The sequence below is a fragment of the Candidatus Kuenenia sp. genome (assembly GCF_027493735.1).
GTDB classification, from domain to species: Bacteria; Planctomycetota; Brocadiia; order Brocadiales; family Brocadiaceae; genus Kuenenia; species Kuenenia stuttgartiensis_A.
In genome coordinates this window covers 60,223-74,958 of sequence record NZ_JAOSKF010000006.1, presented here as the reverse complement: position 1 = coordinate 74,958, position 14,736 = coordinate 60,223, and the positions used below count along the sequence as shown (strand labels likewise).

General features: G+C 41.9%; 10 protein-coding genes. 7 read left to right on the top strand and 3 right to left on the bottom strand.

Features of this window, described 5'->3' with window-relative positions; translation table 11 throughout:
* Positions 1-254 precede the first annotated feature (254 nt).
* The 3 genes from M5U24_RS04700 to M5U24_RS04690 all read right to left on the bottom strand — a co-directional run bounded on the left by M5U24_RS04700 (position 255) and on the right by M5U24_RS04690 (position 3,648).
* A complete protein-coding gene (locus M5U24_RS04700) occupies positions 255-578 on the bottom strand; it encodes a Druantia anti-phage system protein DruA (protein WP_157820472.1) in 324 nt (107 codons plus the stop codon).
* 194 nt (positions 579-772) lie between these two features.
* On the bottom strand, positions 773-2,509 hold the full coding sequence (locus tag M5U24_RS04695) for an IS1634 family transposase (protein ID WP_099323573.1): 1,737 nt from the start codon (positions 2,507-2,509) through the stop codon (positions 773-775).
* 620 nt (positions 2,510-3,129) lie between these two features.
* Positions 3,130-3,648, bottom strand: a complete 519-nt coding sequence (locus M5U24_RS04690; protein ID WP_099324877.1) for a hypothetical protein — start codon at positions 3,646-3,648, stop codon at positions 3,130-3,132.
* A 400-nt stretch (positions 3,649-4,048) separates the two neighbouring features.
* On the opposite strand from M5U24_RS04690, the gene glp reads away from it, so the two are divergent.
* The 7 genes from glp (at position 4,049) to M5U24_RS04655 (ending at position 14,634) form a co-directional block, all read left to right on the top strand.
* The gene (gene glp / locus M5U24_RS04685; RefSeq protein ID WP_099324876.1) at positions 4,049-5,257 is read left to right on the top strand and encodes a gephyrin-like molybdotransferase Glp; all 1,209 of its coding nucleotides are present in this window, start codon (positions 4,049-4,051) and stop codon (positions 5,255-5,257) included.
* A complete protein-coding gene (gene lnt, locus M5U24_RS04680; protein ID WP_099324875.1) occupies positions 5,251-6,864 on the top strand; it encodes an apolipoprotein N-acyltransferase in 1,614 nt (537 codons plus the stop codon). The genes glp and lnt overlap by 7 nt, the downstream gene beginning before the upstream one ends.
* Before the next feature lie 109 nt (positions 6,865-6,973).
* Complete coding sequence (locus tag M5U24_RS04675; RefSeq protein WP_099324874.1) at positions 6,974-8,029, top strand: rod shape-determining protein; 1,056 nt, start codon at positions 6,974-6,976, stop codon at positions 8,027-8,029.
* 103 nt (positions 8,030-8,132) lie between these two features.
* Complete coding sequence (gene mreC, locus M5U24_RS04670) at positions 8,133-8,840, top strand: rod shape-determining protein MreC (protein WP_169703514.1); 708 nt, start codon at positions 8,133-8,135, stop codon at positions 8,838-8,840.
* A gap of 840 nt (positions 8,841-9,680) precedes the next feature.
* Entirely contained in the window at positions 9,681-11,609 is a 1,929-nt protein-coding gene (mrdA, locus tag M5U24_RS04665) for a penicillin-binding protein 2 (RefSeq protein WP_099324871.1), read from the top strand.
* Positions 11,610-11,658: 49 nt separating this feature from the next.
* Positions 11,659-12,750: a rod shape-determining protein RodA gene (rodA, locus tag M5U24_RS04660; RefSeq protein ID WP_099324870.1), complete on the top strand. Its 1,092-nt coding sequence runs from the start codon at positions 11,659-11,661 to the stop codon at positions 12,748-12,750.
* Positions 12,751-12,762: 12 nt separating this feature from the next.
* A complete protein-coding gene (locus tag M5U24_RS04655; RefSeq protein WP_099324869.1) occupies positions 12,763-14,634 on the top strand; it encodes a TIGR03960 family B12-binding radical SAM protein in 1,872 nt (623 codons plus the stop codon).
* The last annotated feature ends 102 nt before the right edge of the window (positions 14,635-14,736 follow it).

Below are 14,736 nucleotides of genomic sequence, written 5' to 3'. Positions count from 1 at the left end.
CGGGTACACAAAAACGGCCTTGACCGGAACACCCTGCATATGGTAACGGTCTAACTTCCCTCTTCCCTTTGTATCTCCCAGGTAAAGCCAATTCGCAGCGCGATAACAGACTCCTGAATACCTACCCTTTTCCACAAATGTCTCGAAAAGAACCGGTTCATAGTTATAGGGCTCTAAAAAATCAACTCGTATTCGCCTCGCGCAAAGGGAAAGCACACGGGATGCCAAATTCTTCACCCGGATATTTTGCAATACTAAAATCGCGCGTTGTTCACAATCATGCGTAAACCCTTCTCGCGGGTCAACGCATCCCACCCTATCCACCGGTCTCGTACTCCCACTTTCCATGCCGCTGCGGAAAAACCTATCGCCCCCAAATCTCCACCGTCCCACCTAATCAAATACCTTGCCTGCGCCCCAGGAAGTGGCTTGTAGCCCAGATAATGATACTCATCAATCAAGCTATTCCAATATGCAGACTCTTCCCGACTGCGTACCCTATCCAATCGCAATCCGGTCAGGCTTTGAATGTCTGTCTCCAATACGCTTAGCAGCGGAAGCTTTGCTTTTTGCCGCACCAGTCCTTGGCCATTCCCATGTAATACAGTTTGTATTTACTCAAAGAGATAATTATAATTATTCAGTGTTTCTGTGTTCAGCTAAATTTCTTAATGTATCTTCTCCCTTGCCACAATAACTCTAGCGTGAGTTTATCACAAAATAAGGCATGAAGCAACGTAACATAAATACAGTCAATGCGTTAAGCACAACATCAATTGTATACACTGAGTCCTTGAAGTTTCAGCCGATGTTTGTGGAAATCCATAATGCCTAACGCATTCATCAACAGAGATTCCTTGTCGGACATTTCTTCCAATTTGTAGGTAGCCTTAACTCTCCCTCTGGCCTTTGTTTCTTCAAGCATAGCAGAAAGCCTTATATTATTAAGGGTGTCTAACAGGGTATCTAACGTTCCACTAAATTGTGCGTGCGCTTTTGCCTGATACCACACAATCGCCGCCATTAGGTATCCGAGGACGCAAATAAAAAAATGCACCCTGATTTTCTGATCCGTCCAGTGAAATTGCGGTTTTAAAGCAAGGTGATAGGGGTTCTTGAGATTTCTAAAGGCATGTTCAATTTTTGATTGCCCATAGTAGGCTTTTATAATGTCCGCGGTATCCCAATCGTGATGGTCTGTCATAAGAATCCTGAACCCCAGTTCCCCTTCTATTTCTTCGAGCTTTTTCTGGTCGATTGAAAAATTCAATTGAAACTTGCCTTCAGATACCTCTTTTAACGACCAATCGATAACATCCTTCGCAAATTGACATTTCACTACACTTCTTATCGTATCCTCCAGACCCTCTTTGTCCCGCATCTTTCCCTTTGGATTACACAGATGCTGCTGTAAGAGCTTTAACTGATGTTCTGCCTTTTCCAGAGACTGAGACATTCCCCTTAATTGCCCAACCTTTAATTTCTCGGAAATAAATACGACAACGGTTCTTTCCTGCCCCCAAATAACCCGTTTGTCATGGTACACCTGTATCTTACTGCCGTCAACGTCATATTCCCTGAAATTACACATGGCATCCCCTACCAACTGCTTGTGATGATACGGTGTAAGCGCTCCAACGTAATGCAATGCCAATCTCTCTACAATAGCCATATTGTCCATGGAATTGTTTCCACGATCAAAAACAATAGTGTGCTTTTTGCTGTCGAAACCTAATCCGGTCATCCTGTCTTTTATCGTCTCAAGAACCGCGCTGAACACCTTTGCATCCGCCATGTTCCCCTGATAGGTATGGTGAAACAACGGTATCATGTCGTTACGTGTAACGACCATCGCCAACCCGACCTGCCTGAGATCGTATCGCTTTTGTTTGTTTTTCCCCCGCCGGGCAATAGTGCATCGCAGATTAGTTGTGTCGATATACGTGAAAAAATTGGTTGTATCAAAAAACAGTGTGTCGCTTTGAAGGTTGTATGTTTTAAATGTCTTTTCAATTAATTCGCGCTCGATTTCTGCAATGGATTCTTCAGGAAGTGCATCCATCAAATCCCAGAAATGCTGACTGTCTATTTTACTCAAGCTGTGTCTGAGTAAGTATTCGGCAGTAGTCGTCTTTGCCCAATCCCACCATCCTCTTTTGCTGGTAGGCACACACACTCTCCCCACGGCACCCAACAAGAGGGTACTTCCGGCGGTCAGATTATTTCGAACAGGTTTTTTAGCACAATACTGCCGTGGCGACTTTATATATTTATTAATCACGGAAGGGACGTCCAGGGCATTGGCCACACTTAGCAATGCGGCTACCGCGCCATGTGAATAAGATTTGAGCCGTAATTTTTCGGTAAGACCTTGCAGTTGTTTTAATAAATCGTCTGCCTTGCCAAGATAGGCCAGGACGATGGGCCTGGGCTTGCCGTTAACGCGCCGCGATTCGACAATATACCAATATTTATAACCTCTGGAGTTTTTAGATTGAATGGTAGCCATGGCTATTAGTTGTTAGTGTATACGTAATAGATTAATACTCCGTGTATAATAGTATATACAGGCATATAATGCAATATAAATATAGTATTATTCAGTGTATACATAATTTTTTAGACAAAAAAAGTCGCAACCCGATACAAATCATTGGATTGCAACTTGATGTCTTTGTCTTACACCTTATTTCGTGATAAACTCACGCTAGGGAAACGAAAAAGATGTGTATAAACATAAGGTTATAATATCCTGTTTTCTCAAATTTAGTAACACTTTAGTTTTTTGAAAATTCCAATAATCGCATTGTAGGGGCGAAGCATTTACCGTAAATTGTCATAAATGCATTCAAACCCAAAGGTGGCAAATGCTTCGCATCTACTTTTTCAAAAAACTAAAGTGTTACCAAATTTACTTACTAATTTGTGGTTACCGTTTGTTTATCCGGTTAATAGAACATTACTTGTGATAAAAAACAGCCGCTTCAAGACATTTTTTTTTGCACAGAGAGTTTTTTGCCTTCAATGCATGAGACGAAATTCTTTGGGAGGAGAAAGACGGATTGCCTGTAGATTTTAACACTCAAGACAGGGTAGAAACCAGACCCATTACAATACCCGGCAGATATGTTATTGTGCTGGGAATTTGAATGTTTGTATTAATGTAAGGAAGTCTTCATGCTTGGCGTCAAAAAAATCGGGAGGTGCAAAATAGACGATGTCGCAAACAATGCCCTCTCCTTTTATAGTATAGGAGTCAAATTTAAATTTTCTGCTGTCGAGTTCCCCCAATAATAATGAATGCAGTGCGTCCTTGCCGTCAATGATTAACGGTTCTTTCAATACAATATCCTTGTTCCTTATGCCAATAAACAGTTGATGATTGAGCAGATCGGGTGTGAGTTTTTTATTGCCGGAAGGACTATAAAGCATGACAATTGCGGCAAGGTGCTCTTCATTCCATAGAATGATACCCTCCTTTTCATCCTGAAGGACTTGCCACCCTTCTCTCTGCGAAAGTATTGCATGTTGTCTATCAAAATGAAAAGGATGGTCTTTGTTGCTTAACGAGGCGCATCCGTAAAAACAAAGGGGAAAAAACAACATGAACCAGCAGAAGATGGGATATTTTACTACGGAATGATTCAACGCGTCCTCCTTTCACAGAGGGCAAAGAGTTAGTACCCTAAAAGGTATTTCTTCGCACTTTTGTCAAAATATTTAATGGTAAAATCCGAAATAAATTCAAAATTTTAATTCCACCCAAAGGCTAACTACGGGTTCGGTTTGCAAACCTGTGTAGAATGCGGATTAAGGCGCGGCTTTTTAGCGACGAATCCACCAATAAGAACCGCATACCATTAACAAAAAAATGTCCTTACATTTTAGCAGACAACCGCCACTTTTACTATTCATTTGTAAAGCGGTGAGGCGCTGTCACAATAAGTCTGTAAATAGTGTTGATACAACGGTATCGGAAGCGCTTGTTTATTTTCGTCAGCGTAACAATACTTGACTTACCATTGTTGTTTATTTAACATAGCAAACTATGATTTCAGTAGATGAAGCAAAGAAAATTATTATTGAAAATGTAAGCCCTTTAGCGCCCACAGAGGTGTACTTTGAGGACGCACGGGGTTTTTGTCTTGCCGAAGACGTAAGGTCCGACATCGACATGCCCCCCTTCAATCGTTCTGCCATGGACGGATACGCTGTGATTGCGGAAGATACGAAAACCGCGCCCGTCGTATTAAAAATCATTGAGAATATTGCGGCGGGAGATATGCCTGCAAAGAAGGTATCGCAGGGGTGTGTTTCTAAAATTATGACCGGCGCATCCGTTCCGGAAGGTGCGGATGCGGTAGTCAGGTTTGAGGATACGGACGATACCGGGGAAGAAGACCGGGTAAAAATATCGAAATCTGTTAAAACCGGAGCCAATATTTCCAACCGTGGCGAGGATATACAAATCGGGCAAATAGTTCTTCATGCAGGGATGCAGATTCGTCCACAGGAAATAGGGATACTCGCAACAGTGGGAAAGTCTGTTGTAAAAGTATATCCTGCCCCTGCCGTTGGCATCATTTCTACAGGGAATGAACTGGTAAACGTTGATGAAAAACCGTCTCCTGTACAAATAAGAAACAGCAACAGTTATTCCCTGGCAGCACAGGCAAGGCGAATGAATGCCGGGGTTGAAATACTGGGCATTGCCGGAGATAGGAAAGAAGACATTGTGGAGATAATGACGCGGGGGCTGCAGAAGGATGTCCTGATTCTTTCCGGCGGGGTTTCAATGGGAGAATATGATCTTGTCGGAGATGTTTTGAAAGAAGCAGGGGTGCGCATTTATTTTGAAAAGGTGGCGTTACGGCCGGGAAAACCCGTTATCTTCGGGAAAAAGGACAAAACATTGATTTTTGCACTGCCCGGGAACCCTGTTGCTTCACTGGTTACGTTCGAATTGTTTATCTATCCGGCGATACGGAAATTAATGGGTTTTTCTTCTTTGAGCAGAACAACGGTAGCGGCATTGTTGGAAACGGATATTTCCACGAAAAGAAGACGCCGCGAGTTTCGCCCTGCACGGTGTCAATGGAAAGAAAACACATGGTCTGTTTCTCCTGTTGAATGGCATGGTTCCGCTGACTTATTGGCAACGACAAAGGCGAATTGCCTTCTTATTATTCCTGAAGAAGCAGAAACACTTTCCAAAGGACAATTGATTGATATTATTCTTCTCGATAACCTGTGTTGAGAAATAAAGAAATTATTCAAATTACAGGCCTTTCCTTTTTAACCATCCTTTTTTTCTGCCTTTCCTTTCCTCCTGCAGATTTAGGGTATTTTGCCTGGTTTGCACTTGTACCGTGGTTTATCCTTATTATCCGGGGAAAGAAGCATGTCCTTCTTTCTTCATATCTTGTAGGGTTGCTCTTTTTTTTCACAGAGCTTTCATGGCTGCGGCATGTTACCTATGCGGCGTGGTTGTTATTAAGTCTTTATTGTGCGCTCTATTTCCTCTGCTTTGCTTTTTGCATTCGAAGGGCCGTTTTAAAACTAAAGTTACCCATCGTTTTTGTGGCCCCATGTGTGTGGATAGCTTTGGAATATATACGATCCTATCTCTTCTCTGGGTTTCCCTGGTTTTTCGCAGGCCACACTCAATACCGCTGTTTGCCGGTAATACAAATATGTGACATTACAGGAGTCTCCGGCGTATCGTTTATTATTATTATGGTGAATGCGTATATTGCGTGGTTAATCGCACATTGTTTTCTTAAAGAGAAGGGAAATGAAAAAAATGATGAAATAGCCCTTTGGGTTGGAAGAAAACACGAGTTTATTTATTTATCGTATATTTTACCGCCGCTATTTGTTATTGGGGCGTTATGGTATGGCGTGCATTGGCTTAAAGGTTATAAGCCGTATGACGGACCTGTTGTGTGTCTGGTGCAGGGGAATATCCCGCAGGACGTGAAAGCAGCGCCGTCGGAAGAGGAAGAAGTTGATACGTTAAGAAAATATTATGATTTATCTGTACGCGTTAAAGGGGAACCGGTAGATATTGTCGTCTGGCCGGAAACGATGGTGCCGGGGATACTTAATATCAACCCTGACCTTACGGGAAGAAAAATTGATTATCTGTCGCAGCTTACGGTAGTTCAACTGGCGCAGGAATTGAATGCAAACCTCCTCCTGGGCGGTATTTCACTGGTTCTTTCGGAAGATGATCAACGATATTTTAACAGCGTTTATTTTTATGGAATAAACGGAAAACTGCTGGACAGATACGACAAGATCCACCTGGTGCCTTTTGGTGAATTTACTCCGCTGAAAAAATATTTTCCTTTTTTAGCGAAACTAGTGCCTTATTCTGTTGGGTTGTCGCCCGGGAAAGCCCCCACCTTATTTCATCTTAAGACGTTGCAAAATCAAACCTTTCGTTTTGGAGCATCTATTTGCTATGAAGACACGGTTTCCGCCTTGCTAAGGAACCTGAAAAAGCAAGGAGTGGATTTTATATTTAACGTGACAAATGATGGATGGTTTCATGATAGCGCGGAATTGGAGCAACATCTTGCAATAATGGTATTTAGAGCAGTAGAAAATCGTACAGGCATGGCGCGTGCGGCAAATACGGGGATATCGGCATTTGTGAGTCCTGACGGGAATATATATAGTAAACTAACCGACTCCGAAGGGAGGCAAAAAGAGATAAGCGGCGTTCTGTTAAACCGGATTAAACTGGTTAAAAGCGATAATACTTATTATACGCTATACGGAGATTGGTTTCCCCTTGTTTGTTTAACAGTGACCGGGGGCATGGTTTTATCCTCTTTTTTTAAAAGACTTTACACTTGACATTCTGTAAATAATAAACGTATAATCCTGATTTAATTGTTAACTATTATATTTATTATACTTGCAGAAAATAAGCACTGCTGCGGGGGTACATTTCCAGAGAATAAAAATGCATCCGTTAGACTTTATTTTGGGCTTTGTTTCAACAGATATGGGGATTGATCTTGGTACTGCAAACACACTTGTTTGCATACCCGGTCATGGCATTGTATTGTCGGAACCCTCCGTGGTGGCGGTAAAGCCCGGTACAAACAAAGTTCTTTTGAACGGCAGGGCGGTAGGGATTGTCGCAAAATCTATGCTGGAAAAAGCGCCGAGCAGCATTTCCGTTATTCGTCCGCTTAAAAATGGCGTAATTGCGGATTTCGATATTACGGAAGCAATGCTGAAATACTTTATCACAAAGGTTCACAAGCGCAAATGGGGCGTACGGCCAAGGATATTGATTGCGATACCGTCCGGGATCACTGCGGTAGAAAAACGAGCGGTGGTGAATTCGGCGGAAAGGGCCGGAGCACGCGAAGTGTACCTTGTTTCAGAACCAAAGGCCGCCGCAATTGGAGTGGGACTTCCCGTCGGGGAACCGGAAGCAAGTATGGTTGTTGATATAGGGGGAGGCACAACAGAGGTTGCTGTGCTTTGCCTTGGCGATATATTTACTCACGAAAGCCTTAGAATTGCGGGAGACGAGCTGGATGAGGCGATTGTTCAGTATGTGAGGAAGACTTACAACCTTGACATAGGGCATCGAACGGCGGAACAAATAAAGATATTGATAGGGTCTGCCTACCCGCTGGAAGAAGAATTGAAAATGGAAGTTCGCGGAAGGGATGCAATTGCCGGGTTGCCAAGGGCCACGAATATTGGTTCCGAAGAGATCCGTGAGGCGTTAAAAGAACCCATTGATAAGATAGTGCATGCTGTGAAGGCCACCCTGGAAAAAACTGCCCCGGAACTTGCATCCGACTTACTAACCAATGGTTTAGTATTGGTAGGGGGTGGTGCTTTAATTAAAAGGCTGGATACACTGCTGGCGGAAGAAACCGGCCTGCCGGTGAGAGTCGCTGACGATCCCTTAACTGCTGTTGCAAAGGGTACAGGATACCTCCTTGAAAATCTGGATTTATTTAAAGCTGTTTTATATGATGAGGACCTCCAAACCTAATTTTAACGAGATCTTATCTCGTCCATTCACTATTACAACCCTCGTTCTTACCATTTCCTTACTACTATTATTCCTGCCTCTTAACGTTTCAAATGGAATAAAAATGGCATGTGTAATGCCAGTCAGGCCATTTCAGTGGGCGACGTGTTTATCCAGCAATACGGCAAGTGATTTTTTCCATAGAATTGCATATATTTGGGCGGAAGATGAGACAAATACGGAACGGGAAAATGAAGTTGCAGAGCTTAAAAATAAAATTATTGAATTGCAGGATACTAATTACAAATTACAAGATAAATTAAGCGCAGTTTCTGAATTTCATAAAGAACAAAAAAAAACAAAATCTCACATCATTCCGGCCGACATTATTGGATACGATACCTCCATTTTCAGAAGAAGCATCACTATTAACGTCGGCATAAAACATGGCGTTAAAGACAATAATGTTGTAGTGGCAAAAAATGCGCTAGTCGGGGTGATTTCTGTTGCAGGAGCCAGAACCAGTCAGGTTCGGTTGATTACCGATCCCGCATCACGTATTCCGGGAAGAATACTCCGGACAAGGGACCAGGTTATAATAGAAGGTAATGCATCTCCTTATTGTCAGTTAAAATATGTGCCGCGGTGGACGACGTTAAAAAAATCGGATAAAGTCGTAACTTCTGACGTAGGATCATTTTATATAGCATCCCTGCCAATTGCTACAGTGATAGCGAATGAGACGAAAGGCGGCGCTATTTTTCAAAGCGTAAAAGCATTGCCCCTGGTAAATATATCAAGGATTGAAAATGTTTTGGTAATAAAGGAGTAGGGGAGAAACATTTGATATAAACGGTTGCTGCTCGTTCCCCAGACGAAAGTGTTACAGTAAATTACAATTCCCCCGCATGGACAAGCCGGAAATACGAAACAAATTCTAATAACAAAGTATAAAATTCAAAACAAATCCAAAACATACAACAATATGAAGCATGAAATGCGAGATACGAAAGATGCATTTGTTTAGAATTTCAAATCATTTTGTCATTAGAATTTGTTTCGTATTTTTTATTTCCGGCTATGCCAGCTTAGAGTGAACGATGAACATTGCAGGGGAAAGCACCCTGCATCTTTCTGCAAGGATACGATTGAATATTTTTAAAACATTGCCATGCGCTGGATAACCTTTTTTTGCATACTACTATGTATTTCCCTTTTTCAATCAACATTGATGAATTGGATTAATATTGGCACTGCAACGCCCGATCTTTATTTTTCATTAGTGGTTTTTTATTCTTTTTTTATTGATGTGAAACGAAATGTGGTTACGAGCTGGTTTATTGGGATATCAAAAGATTTATTATCTGAAGGCACCTTGGGGGTTAATGCTATTTTTTTTGTTGCAGTCGGTTTTTTTATATGGTCAATAAGGGGAGTGTTATTTCGGGGACATTTAGTGACTAAAATATTGGTCACATTTATTTTTTCTCTTCTCTATAATGTACTCTATGCCTTACATACTGCAATATCCTGCCGGTCTGCAGACATTTCTTCAACGATATGGATGATCTTTATTTGTTCTTCGTACACGGCGGCCGTTACTCCATTTTTGTTTTATCTCTTTAATAAGCTGCAACCTGCCAAAAATTTCAGATCCACGGGAGAATAACCCATGTACTTTAACCGGAATAAACATATTTTAATACTATTTTTACTCTGTATTTTTTGTATTGCGGGAAGGCTTTTTTATTTGCAGATTATTGAAACCAGTAAATACAAGGGAATATCCAAAACACGCAGAATCAGAAGCTATCCGTTGGAGGCGGTTCGGGGAACCATTTTTGACCGGCAAGGAGATGTTTTGGCGATTGATCACCATGCCTTCGATATCTCGGTAAAATATAAGAAATTACTCTATAGTTCTATCGTATACGGTAACAATACTGTTCCACGGGTTGCGGAGTTAAAGGTGCACAAAGATACAGATAAATCATGCAAGGAATGTCATGCAGACATGGAGGCGTGGATGGATAATTTGTCCCGTGTATTAAATACTTCACGTGATAAATTATTGAGAGATTCCAAAAAGGCGGTTATGAAAGTAGAAAAGTTGAAAAAGAACATGGAGAAAAAATTCGGAAAGCCTGTCCTCATCAAAGAAGAGAACGGATATTATCCTGTCGTTTATGACGTACCGATAGAAAAGGCCATTCAGATTGAGGTTGAAAAGGATACATTCCCGGAAGTGCGTGTTACACCAAGGTCAAAGAGGGTATATCCGAAGCAGGAGATTGCTTCTCATGTACTCGGATATTTGGGAAAACTCACCGGTAAGGAATGGCAGGAATACAGTAAAAAATGGGATAATTTTGTTTTAGATTCCGGTCGTTCAGCAGATGAAAATCCCTTGTTGCTTTATGAAGGATACGCGAAAGACGACCTTATTGGCAGGGCGGGCGTTGAAGCGAAATATGAGGAAGAGTTGCGTGGTATGCGGGGAAAAAGGTTTGAAGAAATTATTTGCAAAAATACTCAAATAGAAAAAATTGTATTGGAAAGGCCGCCCGTTCCGGGTAATGATATTTATTTAACGATTGACAGCAAAATACAGGCGCATGCGGAAAAGGCATTGGGGAAAAACCGTGGCGTAATTATTGTTATGGAACCATGGACGGGAGAAGTAATCGCCATGGTAAATAATCCCCGGTTTAATCCCAACACATTGAATAAGGATTTTGCCCGTCTTAATAAGGATAGTGCAAAACCATTGCTTGACAGGGCGATACAGGGCGCTTTGCCTCCGGGTTCTATTTTTAAAGCAATTACCGCAATAACGGCAATGAATGAAAACAATATACATGCGCATACTGGTTATGAGTGCAATGGCTATACTAATTATAAAAATATCATTTTCCGGTGCTGGCAGAAAAGCGGGCATGGGTTGATAACCATAGAAGATGCCCTTCCCTTTTCGTGCAATGTCTTCTTTTTTGAAACGGCCAAAAGACTCGAGAAAAAATTATTGTACGACGGGGCAAAAAAATTTGGCATAGGCGAGGAAACGGGCATAGATCTTCTGTTCGAAAAAGCTGGAAACCTCCCGGAGATTCAGACAACGGCGACTGCCATGAATTTTTCAATAGGTCAGGGAGCACTGTTAACCACGCCCCTCCAGATGGTTCGGGCGTATGCTGCTATTGCGAATGGCGGTACACTTGTACAGCCGCATGTAATGCTGAAAATAACAAACAAAAATGGGGAAACCGTGAAAACTTTCACTCATAGCAAGGAGAAAAAAATCAATATTCGTCCTGAAATTTTAAACGTTATACGTGAATCCCTCCACGATGTTGTCCTCCGCGGTACGGCGCAAAATAAAGGTTTGGAGGTTTACAAGGCAGCAGGCAAAACCGGGACGGCAGAAACGGGCCGTCCAGGTGATAATCATGCATGGTTTGCCGGCTATGCACCGCACGATAAGCCTCAATACGTTTTTCTCGTACTGGTAGAACATACCTCTGAACATGGCGGTGCAATTGCAGTTCCCATTGCAAAGGAGTTATTATCTTTTTTATATCCGGAATTGGCGCAATCGTCTTAAGGATGAAAAGGTGAAAAACAGAACTATTTTTAAAGAGTGTTAAAGCAAGATGATTGGTGATATCAGGACAAAAAATTTTGATTGGATTATTTTCCCGGTAATATGCATTCTGCTGATAATTGGGGTGTTTTTTATTTTAAGCGCATCAAATGAAAAATTTGTAATGAAGCAATTTGTATGGATTGGGATGGGATTTATATTTTTTTTCATTCTTCTTTCTTTTGATTATTTATTGTTTGCGTATTATTCCTACATCATTTATGTCTGCGTACTTTGTCTTCTGGTTTTGTTGTTGATTCTTGGAGATTCTGTAAAAGGAACACGCCGATGGTTTTCGATAGGTTCCTTTTCGATACAACCGGCGGAGTTTATGAAAATAACCTTAATTCTTGCGCTTGCGAGATTTCTAAGGTATAAAAAATACGGGCTCGGGTTGTGTGATGTCGGGATTGCAATTCTTTTAACTATAATTCCCATGGCCCTTATCATAAAACAACCTGATTTAGGTACAGCACTTATATTGGTTCCGGTATTAATCGCCATGTTGTATGTTGCCGGGATTCGTATTTTTTACCTCATATCAATGTTTTGTATGTCGCTTGCCGTCTCTCCACTTCTTTGGTTTTTTGTGATGCACCCCTATCAGAAGATGAGGATTCTTGGCGTTCTTTGGCCTGAAAAGACGTCAGATTGGGGCGCAGGGTATCATCGGCTTCAATCCCTTATTGCTGTCGGTTCAGGGGGGTTGCTGGGAGCAGGATGGGGAAATGGCTCTCAAAACAGACTGAAATTTCTCCCCGAAAGGCATACGGATTTTATTTTTGCCGTTATTGCTGAAGAGTGGGGGTTTTTGAGGGCGTGTTTTATTTTATTTCTTTATGTGGTTTTTTTTATGTGCGGGCTCGGCATTGCCAGGAATACCAGGGAGCCATTCGGGCGCCTTGTTGTTGTTGGAGTGTTCACCATGTTTGCGACACAGGTTGTCGTTAATATCGCGATGAATTTAGGGATAGCTCCGATTGTTGGGATGACACTGCCGTTTATTAGCTATGGAGGATCTTCAATGCTTGCCTCTTTTATTGCCCTCTCTATTGTGTTTAATGTAAAAAGCCGTTCAAAGATCGATCTTGCCTCTGAATAATTAAGGACACGTATGAATTCTCTTAGAAAATATATCGTAGAAAACATATTGCCAAAGGTAGAAATGCCCGGACAATATATTGGAAAAGAATGCAATGTTATTGTAAAAAACCATTCCGATGTTGCTGTGAAGATAGCCCTGGCGTTCCCGGATACCTACAGCATTGGAATGTCCCATGCGGGGATGCAAATCCTGTATGGATTGCTAAACGACCGCAAAGATACTGTCTGTGAAAGGGCATTTGCACCGTTGACCGACATGGAGGCTCTTTTAAGAGCACATAAGAAACCTTTATTTTCGTTGGAAACATATACGCCGTTACATGAGTTTGATATTTTGGGATTTTCTGTTCAGTACGAGTTGTCATATACGAATATTCTCAATATGCTGGATCTATCGAACATTCCTGTTTTATCCACTGCTCGCGGAGAAGAAGACCCCCTTGTTATAGCGGGTGGCGCAATAGCGATTTCGCCGGAACCATTAGCGGAGTTTATTGATGTTTTTCTTGTTGGCGATGGAGAGGAAAGTTTACCGCAATTTGTTGAATTATTTAAAGAAATGAAACAACAAAAACTTTCCCGGCAGGAAAAACTTTTTCTTATTAGCACAAAAATGAGAAATGCATATGTGCCTTCACAATACGATGTATTTTATAATAGTGACAATACAATAAAAGAAATACGCCCCAAAATCCCCGGCGTACCGTCCTCTGTCCGATCTGCCGCAATTGAGGATTTAAACGCAGCATACCACCCAACGAAACCGGTTATTCCTTTTGTAAAAATAATTCACGACCGTATTAGTATTGAGATCATGCGAGGGTGTACACAGGGTTGCAGGTTTTGCCAGGCGGGGATGAGCAAGCGTCCGACCCGCCCGCGGACGGTTGAGAACATCCTGCGGTTGGCGGAAGAATCTTATGCGAATACAGGGTATAATGAAATATCATTAATGTCCCTTTCGGTGAGCGATTATCCGCATTTAGAGCAACTGATGGGTAAAATGAATCATGTTTTTGCACCAAGGCATGTAAACATTGCGTTTCCTTCTCTCAGGGTGAATGAACAGCTTGCTTTATTGCCTTCCATGTTGAATACGGTACGAAAATCAGGGTTAACGATAGCGTTGGAAGCGGCGAAACCTTCTCTCAGGAGAGTAATAAACAAAAACATTACGAATGAGGATTTTTTCAGAGGCATTGAAGAGGCGTTCAGGCAGGGATGGAATGCGGTAAAGCTGTATTTCATGATAGGTCTTCCCACAGAAACAGATGATGACATTGAGGCAATTGCAGCATTGGCTTATGACGTTTCTGATGTAATGAAAAAGGTGAGAGGCCATTATGGCCAAGTGAATATAAGCATTGCCCCTTTTATCCCGAAGGCCCATACTCCCTACCAGTGGCAGCCGATGGTTTCCATGGATAGGATTAAGGAAATAAGAGAAAGACTCTACCAGAGAATAAAAAGGAAAAACATTCGCATAAAATTTCATAAGGCGGAGCGTAGTATTCTGGAAGGAATCTTTGCCCGTGGAGACAGAAGACTCGGGAAGGTTATTTATACTGCGTGGATGCATGGGTGTAAGTTTGATGCATGGGAAGAGCATTTTCAATTTGAAAAGTGGATGGATGTGTTTCATAGGGCAGGAATAGATTGGCATTTTTACATCCATCGTACCAGAGAAACGGATGAAATCTTGCCGTGGGAACACATAAATTGTGGGGTAGTGAGGCCGTTTCTCCTGCAGGAGTCGGAACGATCATCACGAAAAGAAATAACGCAGGATTGCAGGCTGGACAGGTGCCCTGAATGTGGAAGCTGTACCAGGTCGCAACATTTTTTACCCTACGCTGGCAAAGCCAGTGTTCAGCAAGCATGAAAATAGTCCTCAGTCCTCAGTCCTCAATCTGCAATTTGCAATTTGCCGTCGCCGATCTGATACCGATAAGGTACTACTGGGAGTTTTTCTGCAAAAGAATCT

Coding starts and splice junctions, on each gene's coding strand:
- mrdA (WP_099324871.1), top strand. CDS start 9,681: ATGTACTTTAACCGGAATAAACATATTTTAATACTATTTTTACTCTGT.
- M5U24_RS04655 (WP_099324869.1), top strand. CDS start 12,763: ATGAATTCTCTTAGAAAATATATCGTAGAAAACATATTGCCAAAGGTA.
- M5U24_RS04695 (WP_099323573.1), bottom strand. CDS start 2,509: ATGGCTACCATTCAATCTAAAAACTCCAGAGGTTATAAATATTGGTAT.
- glp (WP_099324876.1), top strand. CDS start 4,049: ATGATTTCAGTAGATGAAGCAAAGAAAATTATTATTGAAAATGTAAGC.
- M5U24_RS04675 (WP_099324874.1), top strand. CDS start 6,974: ATGCATCCGTTAGACTTTATTTTGGGCTTTGTTTCAACAGATATGGGG.
- mreC (WP_169703514.1), top strand. CDS start 8,133: ATGGCATGTGTAATGCCAGTCAGGCCATTTCAGTGGGCGACGTGTTTA.
- rodA (WP_099324870.1), top strand. CDS start 11,659: ATGATTGGTGATATCAGGACAAAAAATTTTGATTGGATTATTTTCCCG.